The following is a 19,595-nucleotide window of genomic DNA, read 5'->3' as shown; positions in this document are numbered from 1 at the left end:
TCGTTGAGAATGTTCTCGACAATTTTCGCGGTGTCCTCGTCAATTGAGCTTGAGTGAGACTTAACCGGAATGTCAAGCTGCTGCAATACGGCTATAAGCTCCTTGTTGCTTTTCTTGAGTTTTCTCGCAAGGTCGTAGATTCTTATCTTGTTATTTCCGGGTGTATTCAAATGGCATTTCCCCTTTCATTTTCTCAGGCTGATTAACTTTTTCGCAAAGCCTGAATTAAGAGGCAGCCCTACAATCTGAACGCCGCCCCTTGTCCCGATAACCTCATTCAATTCATCTATGTTCATGTCAAGCTGTATGCTGTCATATTTCCGTGCAAAATCCCTCACGGCCTCCGAGCAGTCAGAAGCCGTCATCACAAGAACTTTGCGCCGTTCACGCTCTATATTGTCCGTTCCGATGATGAGAGTACCCGATTTCCGCGAAAGTCCCAAGACCGACCGAACTTGAAGCCCCGAATTTACGCCCATGTTCCCGGCGAATGTCAGAAGCTCCGCCCAGAAGGACTCATCAATCACAGCCCCCGTAACCTGAGCGAGCTTCCCGGACTTTTCCGCCTTGCCGATACATTCAGCGTCAGGGCAGATATACGCGCCACGCCCCGGAAGTTTCTTCATGATGTCGATTACGGCGTTTCCTTCAGGACTTTTCACGACGCGAATCAGGTTTGCCTTGTCTGATTTGACCCTGCATATTACGCAGCTTCTTTGCGGTACGTGATTACTTTTTGTCGTCTTCATTGAACACGTCGCTGAATATGTCCTTCAGCGTCGGCATTCTCTCAGGCTCAAGCGTGGCAATGTTTATCTTCCACCCTGTGAGCTTGGCGGCGAGTCTGACGTTTTGCCCGGCCTTACCGATTGCAAGCGATGACTGATCCGGGTAAACGTAAGCTGTTGCTTCACGCTCATGGTCAAGCACAGGCTCAACCCTCACAATCTGCGCCGGGGATAATGCGTTCTTGATGTAGATTAGAGGGTCATTGCTGTAAATAAGCACGTCAATTTTCTCGTTCCTCAGCGCGGAGCTTACAGCCTTAATGCGTATTCCGCCGTTGCCTATGCAGGAGCCTACCGGGTCAATATTCGGGTCAAGAGTAACAAGCGAGACTTTTGCGCGGAGTCCTCCGTCCCGGACAATGTTCTTTATCTCTATGACTCCCTGCTGAATTTCTGGTATCTCAAGCTCCATGAGTCTCTTCAGGAGTCCCGGGTGAGTCCGTGAAACTGTGATGCGCGGGCCGTGAATGTTGTTCTTCACGTCAAGAACGTAGAACTTCATCACCGCGCCGGGGATATATTTCTCGCTCTGTATTCTCTCGCGCCGGGGAAGTATTGCGTCCGTCTTGTCGTTGATGTGTACTATTATCTGGTCGCCCTCTGCCTTGAAGATTGTCCCGTTTACCATGTCGCCGACCTTGTCCGCAAACGCGCTGTATACTATCCTGCGTTCCTCATCGCGGAGTCTCTGAGAGATAATCTGCCGGGCTGTCTGAGCCGCTATCCTGCCGAAATCTGTCGGGTTCCGCTCAATGCTGACAGTACCGCCGATTTTTGCAGAGCCGTCAATCATCATGGCATCATCAAGCGTTATTTCCCTCTCCGGGTCTTTGACTGCCTCAACAACTTTGCGTATCTCGCTGATGTTTATGTCCCCGGTGCTGTGGTCAATCTTGATTTCTGTTGACCCTGCTGACGAGCCGCCCGGATGGTAACGCCTGCTGTACGCCGACAATAACGCCGCCTCCAGCGTAGAAATGATTACGTTGACATCAAGCCCGCGTTCCTCCGCAAGCATGTCAAGAGCCTCTATAAATTCACGTCCGAGACGCATTACTTCTTTTTCTCCCTTCTCTTTCTTCTGCTGTCCTCATCCTTGAACCTGTATACTAAATTTCCTCCTTTTACTGATGAAAACGGTATGGCCTTTTCCCCGTCATCACAGAGAATCATTACAGCCTCATCATCTGCCCGCTGAATTATCCCCGTGAAAGTCTTGCGCCCCTCAACAGGAACTGACAGCCTTATACGCGCCTCCCTGCCCTGAAAACGTTTGTAGTCCCCCGGCTTGTATAGCGGCCGTTCGATTCCGGGGGAGCTGACTTCAAGATAGTACCTTCCCTTGTCGAGGCCGGGTATGTCTCCGAGTCCGTCAAGAAAGCTATTCACATGGCCGGAAACTAATTCACAGTCCCCGGCGTTAATGCCTCCCAGCGTATCAATAAGTATCTGCAGCTTCAGCCGTCCGAAATCCGTCCTCAGTGAGACGTTCACGCATTCATAGCCGAGACTCTCAACGATACTTTCTATTTTGTGCGAAATTTCTTCATTCATTATTTTTTCACTCTCAGCAATAAATCTCCCATAACAAAAAAGGAGCGGGGTATTTCCCAACTCCTTTCACGATAAAATGTCATGAAATTACACGGATTATAACGCAAAAAATTTTTGTGGCAAGGGTAATTCACGCCCGCTTGATTTCTTTTCGCCCTGTTAATTTCCGGCGGGGGGATTTTGTTATAATATCTGAAATTTCCGCACACAAGGGAGGCAATTGGCAGATGATAAATCTCTTCAAGGGCCAGAAAGTAAACCTCACGAAAGACAACCCCGGACTGTCGCGCATTCTCGTGGGACTCGGCTGGGATGTCAACAAGTATGACGGCGGCTCGGCGTTCGATCTTGACGCATCGGCGTTCCTTCTCGGCACAAACGGAAAAGTTACAGCGGACGGCGATTTTGTGTTCTATGGGAATCTGAATCACTCTTCCGGCTCAGTTCAGCACATGGGCGACAACAGGACTGGACTCGGAGAAGGCGACGACGAACAGATACGCATTGACCTCAGCAAAATTCCCGGCAACATCGACAAGGTAGCATTCACCGTAACGATATACGAGGCTGACGAACGCAGGCAGAATTTCGGCCAGGTCTCAAACTCATTCATTCACATTTACGATGAGGCAAACGGAAAAGAGCTTATCCGCTATGACCTCGGAGAAGATTTTTCTGTGGAGACTGCTGTTGTAGTGGGAGAGTTATACCGACAGGCAGGAGAGTGGAAATTCAACGCTGTAGGCTCAGGCTTCAAAGGCGGACTGCGGGCTTTATGCGTCAATTACGGCGTGAACATCTAGGAGGGGTTACCGCAATGATTAGCTTGTTCAAGGGACAGAAAGTTGACCTCACGAAAGACAATCCCAAGCTGTCAAAAATTCTTGTCGGACTCGGCTGGGATACAAAGAAATATGACGGCGGATATGATTTCGACCTCGACGCGGCGGCGTTCATGCTCGGCGACAAAGGCAAGGTTCAGAGCGATTACGATTTCGTTTTCTACAACAACCTGAAGCACTCTTCCGGCTCAGTTCAGCACATGGGCGACAATCTCACAGGCGCAGGCGATGGAGATGATGAGCAGATAAAAGTAGACCTCGCGAAAGTCCCGGCAAACATCAGCAGGATAGCCTTCACCGTAACGATACATGAGGCTGACACACGCCGGCAGAATTTCGGCCAGGTCTCCAACGCATATATACACATTCTTGACGAGACGAACGGAAAAGAGCTGATACGCTACGACTTGGGCGAGGATTTCTCGGTTGAGACTGCTCTTATTGTCGGTGAATTATACCGTCAGGGCGGGGAATGGAAGTTTAACGCTATCGGCTCCGGGTTCAAAGGGGGCTTGCGTGCGCTCTGTCTGAATTTCGGCGTGAACGTTTGAATTTCTGACTGACATACGCGGGGAAGCCTTCTGAGTTTGGCGGGGGGCTTCCTTTTTTGCGGCGTTTTATGTTCGTTGCGTTGAATGATAAAATACAGGCGATTTTTCCATAAAGAAACGGGGATGACTATCACAATTGGCTGAAGCTGGCGCGCAGGCTCTTCCTTCAATGCGTAAAAAAGTGCAGAGCTATTCGGACATCGGCGTGGCTCTGCTCATGGTGCTTATCATCATTATGATGGTAGTACCGCTTCCCACGTGGCTTATTGATATTCTCCTCGCAATGAACATAACGCTGGGAGTCGTTACGCTCCTTGTTACATTTTACGTCAAACGCGCTTTAGACCTGTCTATATTTCCGACTCTGCTATTGATTTCGACATTGTTCCGTCTATCGCTGAACGTATCAACAACACGCCTCATACTACTTTACGGCAACGCGGGCGAGCTGATTAACGCATTCGGAAATTTTGTTGTCGGCGGAAATTATGTAGTCGGAATAATCATGTTCCTGATACTTGTCATCATTCAGATGTTAGTCATCACGAAAGGCGCGGAAAGAGTCGCGGAAGTGGCAGCCCGTTTCACTCTTGACGCAATGCCCGGAAAACAGATGTCAATTGACGCGGATTTGAACTCAGGACTCATTGATGAGCAGGGAGCAAAACAGCGGAGGCAGGATATTCAGCGCGAGGCAGATTTCTACGGAGCTATGGACGGTGCCTCGAAATTCGTGAAGGGAGACGCTATAGCCGGACTCATCATCACAACGATAAACATAATCGGCGGACTCTCTATCGGTATATTCATGCGCGGAATGGACGCGGCGCAGGCGGCAGGACATTACAGCCTTTTGACGGTCGGCGATGGACTCGTTGGACAGATTCCCGCCCTCCTAATGTCGACAGCAATGGGCGTAATTGTTACCCGTGCGGCGGCAAGCTCAGAATTAGGGCCTGACCTCATAAACTCATTCACGAAATACCCCCGCCCGCTTTATATCGCGTCAGGAATGTTATTATCGCTGGGACTTATTCCCGGACTGCCTACAGTGCCGTTTGTCGGACTCTCCATGCTCATGGGATTCTTAGGTTACACCGTCAGCAGAGAAGCTACAGTGCAGGAAATCGCCGCTGAGGAACAAGCCGCAACAGCCGCGGCAGGAGGACAAGCCCCCGCAGCAGCCCCCGGAGTCCCAGGTGCGCCGTCAGCACCCGGAGCGCAGGCAGAAGCACCCAAAGCCGAGCCGGTATCGCCTGAAGATGTCATGAAGCTGCTGACCGTTGAGCCGATGGAGGCCGAAATAGGGTACGCGATAATTCCGCTGATTGACCCCGGACAGGGAGGCGACATGCTCGACAGAATCGGCACAATCCGAAAGCAGATGGCGTTAGAGATGGGAATCGTTGTTCCGCCGATAAGAATCCGCGACAATATACAGATTAAGCCGACAGAATATATTTTGCGCGTCAAAGGTGCAGAGGCAGGAAGGGGAGAATTATTGCCCGACCACTATTTAGCCATGAACACCGGCGCGGCTGAAGAGGACTTAATTGGCGTTCCCACGAAAGAACCCGCGTTCGGTCTTCCTGCTCTGTGGATTTCGCCCGATTTGCGCGACAAGGCTGAAGCTATGGGCTATACGGTTGTTGACGCTCCTTCAGTGCTTGCGACTCACCTTTCGGAAGTTATCAAGAAAAACGGCGCGGAGCTTCTTACACGTCAGGAAGTGCAGAAACTTACGGACATGGTGAAAGAGACTGCCCCCGCTGTAATCGATGAGCTTCTCGGCTCTCTGTCTCTCGGCGAAATTCAGAAGGTCTTGCAGAATCTCATACGCGAGCAGATTCCGATTCGTGATCTTGTTACGATATTCGAGGCACTCGCGGATTTCGGGAAAATGTCCCGCAGTGTAGACTTCCTCACAGAACGCGCAAGAGAGTCATTATCCCGCCTAATATCGCTCAAGATTCAAGGGCCTGACGGAATAATCACAGCCGCAACCTTGTCGCCTAACTGGGAGCAGAAAATCATGGCCGGGGTTGACGGCGATTTGACACGGGGATGGCAGCTCAACTTAGACCCGCGTGAAGTTCAGAAAATGATCTCGGCAATTTCGCGGGCTATGGATGAGATGGTCGTGAAAGGACTCCCGCCCGTATTGCTTGTTCACCCTGATGTTCGGTTAATCGTCCGGCGGCTCATTGAGGGGTCAATCACAAATATATTCGTTGTGTCATATAATGAGATTGTGCGCGGTGTACAGGTCAAGACGGTCGGAATGGTGGAGTAATTCATGAGAGTAACAAATCAGATAACGTTCACAGCAAAAGATGACGCGGAAGCATTGCGCCTAGCCTCCGAAAGATTAGGCCGGGACGCGGTTATACTTTCCACGCAAATGATAAAGGAGGGCGGAGTACTCGGTCTGTTTCAGCGGTCAGTGCTGAAGGTTACAGCCGGGATACTTGAGGACGACACGCCAAAGCCGCAGCCCAAATCACGCCCGGTAAACGCGGCCTCTTCAGCGTCAACGATGGACGAAGACACGCGCCGGGAAAATCTCATAGCGTTCCAGAAATTGATGGAGTTCAAAGAGCGCGGAAGCATGTCCCCCGCAACACCAGCCCCCGCTGTTATGCCGTCAACAGAGTTAGGCGAGGAAGGTTACCGCCTGCCCTCCGACAACGTTAGAATCTCCCCGGAAGGTTTGCGGAATGCTTACGGACTCACTACCCGCCCTGCTCCCGTTCAGCCTCCGTTACAGCCCGCACCCGTTCAGCCCCCCGCGCCTACCACCCATATCCCCCCTAACTCAGGGGGGACACCGCTTGCGGAGAGGGGGAACACTGGAGTCATGTCGAACGATGACGCAAGAATCCTGAAGGATCAAGTCGGAATGCTGGCAGATAGGATTGACATATTGCTTCAGAGATTGACGGCTGTCGAGAACGCCGCAACATCGGCCATGAACCGCCCACAGCAGAATACATTTCAGGCGGGAATGCCGACACTTTCAGGGGACGAGGCCGGAGTCGAGGGGAGACTCAGAGCTTCAGATGTTGACGAGAGATATATACGCAAGCTCCTTGCAGATTACACCGTCATGACTCGCAAAGACCGCACGAAAAAATTACCCTTCACGAAATGGCTGGCGACTCAAATCGAATGCGCCGGCGACAACGGAGGAGACGCGGCCGGGGGGCGCAAAGTAATGCTCTTAGGCCCTACAGGAGTCGGCAAAACTACAACAATCGCGAAACTTGCCGCCATCAAAGCATTATGGGAGCATAAGAGAGTATTATTGCTGACGGCTGACACTTACAGGATCGCCGCGGTTGAACAGCTCAAGACTTACGCAAAAATATTGGGCGTTCCCATTGAGATTATATTCGATATTTCCGCAATACAGGGAGTTGTTGACGAACATGACAACGCGGACATTATTCTTCTTGACACCGCCGGAAGGTCTCAGCGCGACAAAAAGAACATGGAGCTTTTCGAGAACATCTATAACTCCTTCACGCCCGACGCTGTTCACCTTGTATTAGCGGCAAATATGAAGTACAAAGACATGCTTGACGTTGTAGAGCATATACCGAACATCCCGGTGTCGCACCTTCTTTTCACGAAACTTGATGAGACAGTCAGCTACGGCTCAATCTTCAACATACATCAGGTAATGGGCTGCCCCGTCTCATTCCTCACGGTAGGGCAGAACGTCCCGAAAGACATTGAGACCGCGACAGGCTCAAGAATTGCTGATTTCCTCATGAAGTCAGAAGAAGAACGGAAGCGTTAAGGCTATGCCGCGTTATCGTGATGATTACAATCTTGACCAGGCTGGAGAATTAAGGCGAATGGTAACAGACAACATGCAGAAGAACAAACCGCAGTCCTCCGCGCCGAGACTGCACACTCTCTCAATACTCAGCGGAAAAGGCGGTGTCGGGAAAAGCAACATCGCCGCGGCTCTGTCATTCGCGCTTGCTGATTTCGGCAAAAGAGTCGTACTCATTGACGCGGATTTAGGCATGGCGAATCTTGACATACTCTGCGGAGTCCGCAATGCCCGCTACAACATAGCGCACCTCATAGAAGGCTCGCGGAATCTGAATGAGATTCTCGTACACTTCAAGACCTCCGAACGCGCAACAAGCCTCAACGGGTCAGTGTCATTACTGCCGGGCGGCTACGGTATAAAGGAGATTGCCGACCTCGACGAGTTCGCGATGGAAAGATTGTTTGACGCTCTTTCGGGGCTTGAGGATATGACAGACTATCTCATAATGGACGCGGGAGCAGGGATTCACCGCGGTGTGCTGTCGTTCGCTTACGCCTCGGAGATTACACTGCTGATTACGACACCTGAGCCGACTAGCATACGGGACGCTTACGGGGTCATAAAGTCATTGGGCGCGGCGGCGTGGCAGGGAAGCAAAGACACAGCAGGAGGATTAATGCTCGTTGTGAACATGGCAAGCTCAAGCAGGGAAGCTCAAGAAGTCGCCGAAAGAATCCGCCTCGCCTCAATGCAGTTTCTTGGGAACGCGCCTATGTACTTGGGCTATGTCCTGAAAGATGACGTTATAGAGCGTTCGGTCAAAAATTGCAGGATATTCTACAGGTCAGCCCCTGAGTCAAGTGCCGGAATATGTATGAGGAATCTTGCCGGGGATTTGCTGAGGCTGTGCGAGGGTGTCGATGTCAAACACGAAAATTTCCCGGCCAGGCGAAAGGGCATGAGGGGATTTTTGTCGCGGCTGGCGAAAACTTTATTTGCCGACAAAAAATAGAGTGCGTTAATTTCTGAATCTAAAGCTATAATTATCATACACACAAAACAGTAAAGGAGGTGCGGATCTGCTGTAGTATTATTGTACCGTCAGCAGAGAAAGTGAAATGCCCCCTAATGGTAAAATCAGGGTACTTGTAGTAGATGACAGCGCATTGATGCGGCAATTCATCAGCGATATTCTGAGGACAGACCCGCGCATAGAAGTCGCAGGAACAGCACGGGACGGAAAAGACGCTATAGCGCAGATAAAAGCCCTCAAGCCCGACATTGTTACGATGGACGTAGAAATGCCCAACATGGACGGCCTGAAAGCACTTGAGGAAATAATGAAGACTAACCCTATCCCCGTAATTATGGTAAGCACTATGACTCAGGAAGGAGCCGAGACTACATTGAAGGCTCTTGCGCTGGGCTGTGTTGACTTTATCGGGAAGCCGTCCGGGTCTATATCGCTGAACATCAAAGAGATAGGCCGGGACATTATCGACAAGGTTATAGCCGCAAGCACCGCGAAAGTGAGACGCGCAGGAACATTCGCCGCGCCGCTGAAGCCGCTTGCGCCCGCAACAGATTTCCGCAGGATGATGCCTCCCATGATGGGAACAGGGCGTTACGACATTGTAGCGATTGCCTCATCAACAGGCGGCCCTATGGCGTTAAGCGAGCTGATGCCGAAACTCCCGAAAAAATTTCCCGTCCCTATCGTCATAACACAGCACATGCCCAAGGAGTTCACCGGGTCATTCGCCAAGCGGCTCAATGAGGCCTCGCAGATTGAAGTTGTTGAAGGTTTCGAGGGACTCACGCTAAAGCCTGGCCGTGCTGTAATCGCTCCGGGCGGAAGTCATCTCGTCATAAAGCGCAGGCAGGGCACGGCGGTGTGTTCACTGTCGGACGCTCCCCCGGTGCTTTCGGTCAAACCTGCGGCAAATATAATGTTCCTGAGTCTTGCTGACGAATACGCCGGAAATGTCCTCTGCGTTATACTTACGGGAATGGGCAGAGACGGCACGGACGGCGCAATAGCCCTCAAAAAGCGGGGCGCGTATGTCATTGCCGAGAGTCAGAAGACATGCGTTGTCTACGGAATGCCGAAAGCCGCTGTTGACGCGGGAATAGTTGATGAGATTCTGCCGCTTGATGAAATTCCTGACGCTATGGTGAGAATCGTTAAAGGGTAACCGAAGGGGGAAATATTTACTTTGTCAGATATGGATATGAGTCAGTACTTGGGAGCTTTCCTCGATGAGACTGACGACAACGTACAGAAATTAGATGATTTGCTTCTCGCCCTCGAAAAGAATATGACCGACATGGACGTGATAAACGAGATTTTCCGCGCCGCTCATACGTTAAAGGGCATGGCCGGGACAATGGGCTTCACGAACATGATGGGCCTTACTCACGCGATGGAAGACAGGTTAGACGCTGCGAGGAAGGGAACGCGCCCGCTTACTGAGGCCGACATGAACAGGCTATTTCAGGGACTCGACACATTGCAGGAAATGGCCGACGCAATCAGGGGAGGCGGCAATGACGCGCATATAGATGTCTCCGGGATGGTTCACGATTTGAGGAACGAAGGCCCTGCGCCTGCTCCCGTAGCATCTGCCGCGGCTCCTGCTCCTGCTGACAACGGCGGGACAATGGTATCGTCTCAGGACTCAGAATGGGCAAAGAAGGCAAACGCTGAAGGCTCAAACGCATATAACGTACATGTAACGCTGAGTCAGAGCTGTCTTCTCAAAGCTGCCCGGGCGTATATGGTAGTCAACAGGCTTGAAGAGATGGGCGAAATTTTCCGCGCAGAGCCTCCCACAGACGCGCTTGAGAAAGAAGAGTTTGAGTTTGACTTCAATGTTTACGTAGCGACTCCCGCGCCTGCTGAGGAAGTTAAAGCCGCGATAGAGAAGATCGGCGATGTTCAGTCAGCGGAAGTTACAGAGGTCAAAGCTGAAGCCTCCGCACCCGCCCCGGCACCGTCAGCACCCGCGCCCGCACCCGCTCAGGCATCAGCACCGACTCCCGCTCCAGCCCCGGCACCGTCAGCACCCGCACCCGCACCCGCTCAGGCATCAGCACCGACTCCCGCAAAGAAAGACACAGCCAAGAAGGGAAGCCAGACCGTAAGAGTCGACATTGGCAGGCTCGACAAGCTGATGAATCTTGTAGGCGAGTTAGTCATCTCACGCGCAAGAATCGAGCGGCTTGTTCAGGAAGCAAGATTGAGACAGTTTGATGATACTTTGTCCCAGTTAGGCAGGATTTCAGGCGACATTCAGGAGCTTGTTACGAAATTGCGTATGGTGCCTGTGAGTTTCACGTTCGACAGATTCCCGCGCCTAATCCGCGACCTGTGCAAGACCCTCAACAAAAACGTTGAATTAGTGCTTGAGGGAGAAGACACAGAATTAGACCGCACTGTCATTGACGAAATCGGCGACCCTATGGTTCACTTAATCCGTAACTCAATGGATCACGGAATCGAACATCCCGATGAGCGCAAAGCATTGGGCAAGCCGGAGAAAGGTACGCTCAAAATTGCCGCATATCAGGAGGGAAGCGGAGTCGTTATTGAGGTGTCAGACGACGGAGCCGGAATTGACCCCGACAAAGTGAAGCAGAAAGCCATAGAGCGCGGAGTCATCACTGAGGACAGAGCCGCAATAATGTCGGACGAGGAAGCACAGCAGCTTGTGTTACTGCCCGGCTTCAGCATGGCCAAGCAGATAACAGACCTTTCCGGGCGCGGTGTGGGAATGGACGCGGTGAAAACGAAAGTCGAGGCTCTCGGCGGACAGTTTGACCTTGCCAGCAAAAAGAACGAGGGAACACACGTATATATTCGCCTGCCGCTGACTCTCGCTATAGTCCTGTCGCTGTTAATCAAAGTCGGAAAAGAAACTTACGCAATCTCCCTCGAAAACGTAGAAGAAACAATAATGGTCAGGCGCGATGACATAAAGACAGTTCACGGCGAGCCTACAACGTTATTGCGCGGTGAAGTGCTGTCGCTGAACATTCTCGGCGATATTCTCGGCTCTGAAGGAGTAGAGCATGACCGCAACGAATATCCCGTTGTCGTGGTGAAAATCGGCAAAAACAAAATCGGCTTCATTGTCTCGGAATTAATCGGCCAGCAGGAAATAGTCATAAAGTCATTGGGTCGCTTCCTGTCGAAAATTGACGGCATTACGGGCGGTACAATTCTCGGTGATGGAAATGTAGCACTGATTCTTGACGTTGCCTCGTTCTACTCGACAAAGGGCTAATATGTGAGGTGCAATAATAATGCCTGACATTGTTTCATTCACCGAAAGACAGCTTGACGCGATTCGCGAGGTCGGCAACATCGGCACAGGAAACGCCGCAACAGCCCTCAGCGGATTATTGTCGCGCATGATTCATATGGACGTGCCGAAAACGGAGCTTGTCTCAATATACGAGCTTGGCGAACATTACGGAGATCCATTGCAGATTGTAGGGGCTGTGTTCGTTCGGTCTACGGGCGGTTTTCAGTGCAGTTTGATATTCATTCAGCCGGAAGAGGACGCGCAGTTGATGGTTGAATTGCTCCTCAAACAGCAGTTCGGGACGTTCATTCCGGCCGGGGAAGTCCCGCAGGAGATGACCGACAGCGCATTAAGTGAGGTCGGAAATATAGTCCTGTCATCATTCCTCAACGCGATAAATATGCTGTTAGGGACTCAGCATCAAATAAGCGTCCCCGGCGTTGCTCATGACATGTTAAGCTCAATTCTTGATGTCGTTGCGTCAATATACGGGCAGATGGGCGAGACTGCTTTACTTGTGAACACTGAGCTGAAAGTCGAGGGATTAGAGGAAGGGCATAAAATTTCGGGTCATATAATCCTGATACCTGACCCGGATTCATTGGAGCTTTTACTGAGAAAGCTGAAGGTGGTTTGATGGCTGAAAGCAGTATAGTTTTGGGAATGGCTGATTTGATGGTTGTATCAGCCCCCGTAAAGTTAATCACGCTCGGACTAGGTTCATGTATCGGGCTTGTAGTCTATGACTCGTTCGCGAAAGTCGCGGGAATGGCTCACATAATGCTGCCTGACAGCCGCGGCCTTCACGGTTCGGAAAAAGTCGGAAAGTTCGCGGATACAGCAGTCCCGGCAATCATTGAAGAAATGCTCAAGAAAGGAGCCACACGCCCCCGCATAAAGGCGAAAATCGCAGGAGGCGCGCAGATGTTCTCACTTCCGGGAGCAAGCGCGGAATTTCTCACAGTCGGCGCAAAGAACGTATCAGAGACAAAGAAACGACTCGCCCGGATGGGTATCGCCCTCATTGCGTCAGACACAGGCGGCAACAAGGGACGGACTATAGAATTTTCCACAAGCAACTGGATGCTGAAGGTAAAGACTCTTGGGAAAGGAGTCAGCGAAATTTAATGGGATGACGACAGCACAAGAAAAAGCCTTGTGGCAGAAATATACCGGCACCGGGCAGGGGCGCGATGAGTTAATCATGCAGTATTTGCCGCTGATAAAGTATGTTGTCGGAAGAATGGCCGTAACTCCTCCGCAGGGACTCGACTATGAGGACATAATATCGTTCGGGGTATTCGGGCTTATGGACGCGGTAGAGAAATTCGACCCGTCAAAGGGCTACGTTTTTCAGACATACGCAATCCCCCGGATACGCGGCGCGATTCTTGACGAGCTGAGAAAATGCGACTGGTTTTCACGCACAGGCCGCGAGAAAGTGCAGAAGTTCAACCGCGCAATGGAGAAAGTTTTGCGCGACAAAGGCGAAATGAATGACTCGCTCATCATGGCCGAAATGGGAGTCTCCGAGGATGAGTACTACGAGATTCAAGACCTTGCCTCACGCGGATATATCACATCTCTTGACGACACAACGCCGCTTGATGACGGTGATGTTGACACGGGCGCGACTCTTGCGGACGACCGCGAGACAGCCGAGGACAGACTCGACGATGAGAGCGAAAAGCAGCAGTTAGCCGAGGCACTAGCGGAACTCCCCGAACGTGAGCGGCAGATGCTGAGTCTGTATTACTACGAGGGACTCACGCTGAAGGAGATCGGCGCGGTTATGGGAGTGTCAGAAAGCCGGGTGTCTCAGATTCACGGGAAGGGGCTGGCAATGCTCCGCACGATTTTACGCAGGAAGCTCAACGAAATGTAGAGGGGGTGAGATTTTTGTTAGACAAGGATAATTTCTTTCTTGAAGCTCACGAGGACGGAATATATCTGTCATGCTGGAAGCCGGAAAATTTCAACGAGAATGATTTGTACGCCTTCCTCAAAGAATGGGGGATTGCCCGCTATGACTTCAAAGCCGTGCGGAAATTCATTAAAGACAAGGCAATGTGCAAGATCTGCGGACGGAGCGAGTCGCTTGAGAAAAACGCAAAAATTCTCGTAACCCTAGACAAAGACAAAATGAATGCCTCCGTAGCGATTGAGCCGCCGTTTTTCACAAAGCCTTGGCCGACTGTTGACGAGGTGAAACAGAGTCTCACAGCACACGGCGTGAAAGTAGGAGTCAGCGATGAGGCTATACAGTCGTTGTTAGCGCGGAAACTCAAGAATGAGGCCGTAATAGTCGCCACAGGAACACCGCCGATTGAGGGCAGAGACGCAGAAATAGAACTCATCAAAGACCCCGACAAGCCTTTTGATGTCCGTGATGATGAGAAGATAGACTTTTGGAGCCGCAGCACAATCGTTACGGTTCACCCGGGGCAGGAAATCGCCGTAAAGCATCCTTTAGTCAACGGCAAAAACGGAGTCGACGTTACCGGGAATGTAGCAAAAGCTAAGGCTGTCAAAAATGTAGATTTCTCGTTCGGCGAGGGACTCAAGCGCGACGAAACGAATCCCCTCGTCCTTATCGCAACCGCAGAAGGCCAGCTAAAGAATGAACGCGGGCGGCTCGTTGTCCTCCCTGAGCTTGACATTCATCAGGATATAGATTTCGCGATAGGGAGCATTGACTTCACCGGGGCTGTGAAAATCACCGGGGCTGTCCGGGACGGCTTCCACGTTGTAGCGCAGGGCAATATCACAGTAAACGGCCCTGTAGAAGGCGCAGATATCGACAGCCAGGGCGTTATAGTCATTCAGGGCGGAGTCCGGGGAATGGGACGCGGAACAGTCCGGGCTAACGGCGATATTTCGCTCAGTTTCGGCGATCAGGCAACAATACGCAGCGGAGGAACAATCCTCGTCAAAAACGCAATACTTCACAGCAGGCTTTACGCGCAGACGGCTGTAATGGCTCTCGGAAGCGGCAAGCATTCCCAGATAGCAGGAGGAAGAATCGAGGCCGGATTAGAGGTAGCCTGCAACGTTCTCGGCTCTGAAATGGGAACAAAAACGGAAGTCGTTGTAGGACTCCCCCCGGAACAGTTAGAGAGGCGAAAAATATTCTCAACCGAAATAAAACGCTGTGATGAGAATCTCGAACGCTTAGAGCCAAATATGATACTGCTGAAAAAACTTGAGGCCGCCGGAAAACTTGACGACAAAAAACGCGCCATGATGATGGACTTGACGAAAATGAAATTTCAGCTTCAGGCAGCAAGGGCAGGAATGCAGAAAGAGCTTGACGCGCTTGAGGAACAAATAGCCCTAGTCCGCGACAAGGGAATAGTCCGCGTGAAGGATATATGCTACCCCGGCGCGGTCGTAACAGTCAGGGGATTGACGTATATCGTTCATGAGGTCTGCAAGTACACGGCCTTCATTGCTGACGATGAGAACAGGACAATAGCATTAGTGCCGTATGATTACATGGCCGGGAAACTCGGAGGGGGATAAATTATGCAGCCCGTAAGCATGATAATGTCAAATATGAATGTCGAGGCAATGACCCATCACGCCCCGAACGCACTAGCCGCCGCTCAGGACACAGGACAGACTCAGGAGATAGTCCGCGAGGGAATAAGGCAGGTGCAAAGAGTACAGGCCAGCGATGCCGCCGCCGAAATGCAGAGAGTCCACCGAAAAACCGAGAATGACGAACGCGAAGGGCAGCGCAGGAATAATCCGGGCGACTCTTTCGTGAAGTCTCAAGAGAAGAATAACGGCCATGAAGAAACTGACGCGCCGCTGATGAGGGAAAATGCCAGGACAAAGAAGAGAGTCAGCTTTATCGCGTAATAATCTCACGTAAACCCCTCCGGGAAATTTCACGCCGGGGGGAATTTTTTTAGGGAGACAGAGAAATGACAAGAGAAGAATTGCAGAGGCTTCACCGGAATATTGATGAGCTTTACGGGGAATATACACGCGCTGAGACCGAAAGAATCAGGCTGAGAGCAACGAACGAGACATTACGCGGAATGAATGAGGCTTTGAGGGCTGAGAAAGAGTCGCTGATGTCGGAAAAAAATTTATTGCAGGCAGATAATGAGTCGCTTCAGTCAGAAAAAGAAAGATTGCAGGCAGACAACGAGTCATTACGGAAAAAGATTGCAGAGCGTCCCGAACCCAGTCCGCAAAAAGCACAGACAGCACAGCCGCAGAATATCCCGGTGCTTTACCCGGCGCAGGATTTTATCATTGAGACTGAATACGCAGACAACACGGGCGGGCCTGATGAGGCGGGATTCTGGAACAGGTATATTCACGCTCACGGGGCAATGGGAGTCAATGATCGCTATAATTTCTACATCGGCTACCTTTACGAGCGCAGGGGCTGGAATGTCCGCTACGAGGACGACAAGCGCATAATATGCAGCAGGCAAGGGCAAATCTTAGCCGTAACTACAGAGGCCGCAAGGGACGTGAACCACAACGCCGCGTATACCCTCATAGGAAGGGCGGTACACTACAAGATGTACAACCCAAAGTATAACGTCAGCGCATTGTGCATAACATCTCATAACGTAAGCGAAAAGGCGCGGCACATTCTGCAAAATTTCGGGGCGGGGTCAAAAGAAAATTTCCCGTTCGCAAATTTCCCGTATGTAAAATGCAAAGTCTATGATGACGGCAGGCGGATATATTACGTTCCCGGCAATGACGGCTACAAAAATACGCGCATAATTCCGGCAAAAGGCGACAGGTTCCGCAAAACTGTTGACGAGGCACAAGCAGAGGGCTTCAATCCCGCATGACATGGACAAAGATTTATGGCTCTCGAAAATCTGGGATGAGTGGCTCACTTCTCCCGTGAAATCTCGCACATTCGCAGACGCAGAAACTTCCGGGCTTCTCGCGGGAATGAGACGGACTCACACGTCATTCACGACAAACAGGCTCAGGGCGGCACGCAGACTCACAGGGCCGGGAAAATTCCCCTTGTGGCCTCTCACGTCTTACTCAGAGAAATTTACGCTCAACATTTCCATGATTACACGCCCGAACCGAAAAGCCTCCGTGAATTTCACCGTCATCCCCGCAATACGCACAGCACCTCCGCAAAATTCCGCGTTAATATGGCCGTGGCTCAAAGGTCTATGGGGCAGCACAGGAGGGCTATATTTCCCGAAATCAGGCTACTATTTGACGCTGATTATTTCTGACGCTGAACTCTCGCACATAACGCGGGGCATTCTCGCAAAAACTGGACTCGCTTGGAGCGAACACAGAAATGAATTTACCCTCCGAAATCATGACGACATCATGACGTTTCTATACAACGCAGGAATGGAGTCGGGTGCGCTCGATTTTGAGGGAAGGAGTCTGATTCGGTCAGCAAGAAACAAAGCCAACCTCGCACGGAATTACGACACCGCCAACATTGCCCGGTCAGTGAAGGCAGCACACGAACAAAGAAAGATTGCCGAGAGAATTTTATCGTCAGGAAAAATTGACGCGCTCCCGGAAAATTTGCGCGGCCTTCTGAGACTGAGACTCGAAAATCCCGACATATCGCTTGAAGAGTTAGGCGGCATGTTGAATCCCCCTGTCAGCAAAAGCACAGTTAATTACCGCTGGAAGAAAATCAAAAATTTTATTGAGGGCTGATTGTCAGCGGTCTTACAATCCGCAATCCAAATTCATGGGAAAATTTTGCTGTAAAATATCGGGCAGATAAATTCAAATCCACAGACAAAATTTTATACGGAGGATTAAGACTCATGAAGCTGAAAACTTTCACCCCTTCAGATGTAGCGGGGAAAAAAGTCCTTATGCGCGTTGATTTCAACGTACCCTTCAAGAACGGAAAAGTTACGGACAACGCCCGCATATTAGCCCACAAAAGCACCCTGAAGAAACTTCTTGACGCAGGCGCAAAAGTCGCGTTAGTCTCCCATTTCGGCAGGCCAAAGGGAAAAGTAGATCCGGCGTTCTCACTGTCTCAGATTGTCCCGGACGTAGAGAAAGCATACGGGCTGAAGGTCGTTTTTGTTGATGACTGTGTAGGCGACAAGGTAGCAAAGGCCGTTGACGCGCTCAAGCCCGGCGAGATTGTCCTGCTTGAGAACTCACGCTATCACCCTGAAGAGCAGAAGAATGACGAGGAATTTTCCCGCAAGATGGCCGCTCCCTTTGACGTTTTCGTGATGGACGCTTTCAGCGCAAGCCACAGGGCGGACTGCTCAACATGCGGCGTTATCCCGTTCGTGAAGGCAGCTTTCGCCGGGGATCTCCTCATGCGTGAGGGCGACATGCTCGGAGCTGTCAGCGAGAATCCCGCAAAGCCCTATGTGCTGATTCTGGGCGGTGCTAAAGTCTCGGACAAAATCGACATCGTAGGCAACCTCCTCGACAAGGCCACAACGATTCTCATCGGCGGGGGAATGGCTTATACCTTCCTCAAAGCGCAGGGAAAAGAGATCGGAAAATCACTGTGTGATTCTGAGCGTCTCGACTTCGCAAAAGACACACTCAAGAAAGCCGCCGACATGGGCGTGAAAATATTGCTTCCTGTTGACAGCGTAGTAGCTTCAGCGATTGACGCAAGCGACACCGAGACAGTATCAAGCGACAACATGCCCGCCGACAAAATGGGACTCGACATCGGCCCGGAGACCGTGAAATGCTTTGTAGCGGCTCTTGACGGCGCAAAGTCTATCCTGTGGAACGGGCCTATGGGAGTCTTTGAGGATCCGAAATTCGCGGAAGGCACAAAGAAACTCGCCGAGGCAGTCGCGGAAATGACGCAGAAGCACGGCACAATAAGCGTAATCGGCGGAGGAGACACGGCCAGCGCGGTGCGTCAGTTCAAGGTTGCCGACAAAGTTTCACACGTCTCAACAGGCGGAGGGGCAAGCCTCGAATACTGCGAGGGCAAGAAACTTCCCGGCATGGAGCCTTTCAGGGTATAAGGAGCGCAAATCATGAGCAAGAAAATTTATCTCTACGGCAACTGGAAAATGAACAACACCTACTCCGAGACAGAGAAATTCTTTGAGGAGTTCCCCGCGGCGTACAAGGCGGTGAAGGCTGACGATCTCGAAGTGGGAATATTCGCCCCGTTCACGTCATTGTGGCCTCTGTCGAAAGGCGCAAAAGAGTGCGGAATAGTTTTCGGCGCGCAGAATGTCTACTACGAGGCAAAAGGCGCATTCACCGGGGAAATTTCCATCCCTATGCTGAAGGAGTACGGCGTTACTCATATCATCATCGGACACAGCGAACGCAGGCACATTTTCGGCGAGTCTGATGACCTCATCGCAAAGAAAGTTAAAGCCGTGCTTGACGCGGGAATGATTCCCGTTTTCTGCTACGGTGAAACATTAGAGGAGCGCGAGTCGGGAAATACGTTCAGCGTTATGGAGCGGCAGATTAAGAGCGCAATTGCAGGACTAACGCCCGCTGAGACCGCAAAAATCATCTACGCATATGAACCCGTCTGGGCAATCGGCACAGGAAAGACCGCCACGCCCGCGCAGGCTGAGGAAGTCTGCAAATGGAGCCGGGAATTAATCGGACAGCCCAAAGCAGTAATACTCTACGGCGGAAGCGTCAAAGGCAATAACGCGAAAGAGCTTCTCTCACAGCCCGACATTGACGGCGCATTAGTCGGAGGAGCGTCGCTGAAGGTCGCCCCGTTCCTTGAGATTTACACGGCGTACAAGGCTTAATTTGTCATGCCCTCCTGCTGTAACGTCAGG

The 19,595-nt window shown here is 51.3% G+C and carries 17 protein-coding genes and 2 pseudogenes; 15 read left to right on the top strand and 4 right to left on the bottom strand.

Features of this window, described 5'->3' with window-relative positions; all coding sequences use genetic code 11:
- Positions 1-17: 17 nt before the first annotated feature.
- From IKQ95_01140 to IKQ95_01125, 4 genes and pseudogenes are all read right to left on the bottom strand, one after another.
- Positions 18-170: pseudogene (locus IKQ95_01140) on the bottom strand (translation initiation factor IF-2 N-terminal domain-containing protein).
- Between the two features lie 15 nt (positions 171-185).
- The gene (locus tag IKQ95_01135; GenBank protein ID MBR4195298.1) at positions 186-749 is read right to left on the bottom strand and encodes a DUF448 domain-containing protein; all 564 of its coding nucleotides are present in this window, start codon (positions 747-749) and stop codon (positions 186-188) included.
- On the bottom strand, positions 730-1,842 hold the full coding sequence (gene nusA / locus IKQ95_01130) for a transcription termination/antitermination protein NusA (GenBank protein MBR4195297.1): 1,113 nt from the start codon (positions 1,840-1,842) through the stop codon (positions 730-732). Before nusA ends, IKQ95_01135 begins: the two co-directional genes overlap by 20 nt.
- Positions 1,842-2,342, bottom strand: coding sequence for a ribosome maturation factor RimP (locus IKQ95_01125; protein MBR4195296.1), 501 nt, complete (start codon positions 2,340-2,342; stop codon positions 1,842-1,844). The genes nusA and IKQ95_01125 overlap by 1 nt, the downstream gene beginning before the upstream one ends.
- A 227-nt stretch (positions 2,343-2,569) precedes the next feature.
- On the opposite strand from IKQ95_01125, the gene IKQ95_01120 reads away from it, so the two are divergent.
- The 15 genes and pseudogenes from IKQ95_01120 to IKQ95_01050 all read left to right on the top strand — a co-directional run bounded on the left by IKQ95_01120 (position 2,570) and on the right by IKQ95_01050 (position 19,565).
- Positions 2,570-3,145 carry a TerD family protein gene (locus IKQ95_01120; protein MBR4195295.1) on the top strand — a complete coding sequence of 192 codons (576 nt, stop codon included), beginning with the start codon at positions 2,570-2,572 and terminating at the stop codon, positions 3,143-3,145.
- Between the two features lie 14 nt (positions 3,146-3,159).
- The gene (locus IKQ95_01115) at positions 3,160-3,735 is read left to right on the top strand and encodes a TerD family protein (protein MBR4195294.1); all 576 of its coding nucleotides are present in this window, start codon (positions 3,160-3,162) and stop codon (positions 3,733-3,735) included.
- A gap of 169 nt (positions 3,736-3,904) precedes the next feature.
- Complete coding sequence (gene flhA, locus IKQ95_01110) at positions 3,905-6,028, top strand: flagellar biosynthesis protein FlhA (GenBank protein ID MBR4195293.1); 2,124 nt, start codon at positions 3,905-3,907, stop codon at positions 6,026-6,028.
- Between the two features lie 3 nt (positions 6,029-6,031).
- Positions 6,032-7,537 carry a flagellar biosynthesis protein FlhF gene (gene flhF, locus IKQ95_01105; GenBank protein ID MBR4195292.1) on the top strand — a complete coding sequence of 502 codons (1,506 nt, stop codon included), beginning with the start codon at positions 6,032-6,034 and terminating at the stop codon, positions 7,535-7,537.
- 4 nt (positions 7,538-7,541) lie between these two features.
- The gene (locus IKQ95_01100) at positions 7,542-8,531 is read left to right on the top strand and encodes a MinD/ParA family protein (protein ID MBR4195291.1); all 990 of its coding nucleotides are present in this window, start codon (positions 7,542-7,544) and stop codon (positions 8,529-8,531) included.
- A gap of 106 nt (positions 8,532-8,637) precedes the next feature.
- On the top strand, positions 8,638-9,714 hold the full coding sequence (locus IKQ95_01095) for a chemotaxis response regulator protein-glutamate methylesterase (GenBank protein ID MBR4195290.1): 1,077 nt from the start codon (positions 8,638-8,640) through the stop codon (positions 9,712-9,714).
- A gap of 30 nt (positions 9,715-9,744) precedes the next feature.
- Positions 9,745-11,805: a chemotaxis protein CheA gene (locus tag IKQ95_01090; protein ID MBR4195289.1), complete on the top strand. Its 2,061-nt coding sequence runs from the start codon at positions 9,745-9,747 to the stop codon at positions 11,803-11,805.
- A gap of 19 nt (positions 11,806-11,824) precedes the next feature.
- Positions 11,825-12,463, top strand: coding sequence for a chemotaxis protein CheC (locus IKQ95_01085; protein ID MBR4195288.1), 639 nt, complete (start codon positions 11,825-11,827; stop codon positions 12,461-12,463).
- Positions 12,463-12,954, top strand: a complete 492-nt coding sequence (locus tag IKQ95_01080; protein MBR4195287.1) for a chemotaxis protein CheD — start codon at positions 12,463-12,465, stop codon at positions 12,952-12,954. The genes IKQ95_01085 and IKQ95_01080 overlap by 1 nt, the downstream gene beginning before the upstream one ends.
- Before the next feature lie 4 nt (positions 12,955-12,958).
- Positions 12,959-13,711 carry a FliA/WhiG family RNA polymerase sigma factor gene (locus IKQ95_01075; GenBank protein ID MBR4195286.1) on the top strand — a complete coding sequence of 251 codons (753 nt, stop codon included), beginning with the start codon at positions 12,959-12,961 and terminating at the stop codon, positions 13,709-13,711.
- Positions 13,712-13,725: 14 nt separating this feature from the next.
- Positions 13,726-15,348: a DUF342 domain-containing protein gene (locus tag IKQ95_01070; GenBank protein MBR4195285.1), complete on the top strand. Its 1,623-nt coding sequence runs from the start codon at positions 13,726-13,728 to the stop codon at positions 15,346-15,348.
- Between the two features lie 3 nt (positions 15,349-15,351).
- Positions 15,352-15,690, top strand: a complete 339-nt coding sequence (locus IKQ95_01065; protein MBR4195284.1) for a hypothetical protein — start codon at positions 15,352-15,354, stop codon at positions 15,688-15,690.
- 65 nt (positions 15,691-15,755) lie between these two features.
- The gene (locus IKQ95_01060) at positions 15,756-16,649 is read left to right on the top strand and encodes a hypothetical protein (GenBank protein ID MBR4195283.1); all 894 of its coding nucleotides are present in this window, start codon (positions 15,756-15,758) and stop codon (positions 16,647-16,649) included.
- Positions 16,612-17,502 carry a DNA-binding protein WhiA gene (whiA, locus tag IKQ95_01055; GenBank protein MBR4195282.1) on the top strand — a complete coding sequence of 297 codons (891 nt, stop codon included), beginning with the start codon at positions 16,612-16,614 and terminating at the stop codon, positions 17,500-17,502. Before IKQ95_01060 ends, whiA begins: the two co-directional genes overlap by 38 nt.
- Before the next feature lie 113 nt (positions 17,503-17,615).
- A pseudogene (locus IKQ95_01050) lies at positions 17,616-19,565 on the top strand (triose-phosphate isomerase).
- Positions 19,566-19,595: the final 30 nt, after the last annotated feature.

Source organism: Synergistaceae bacterium, assembly GCA_017540085.1.
Taxonomy (GTDB): domain Bacteria; phylum Synergistota; class Synergistia; order Synergistales; family Aminobacteriaceae; genus JAFUXM01.
This window is presented reverse-complemented; position numbering and strand designations above follow the sequence as displayed.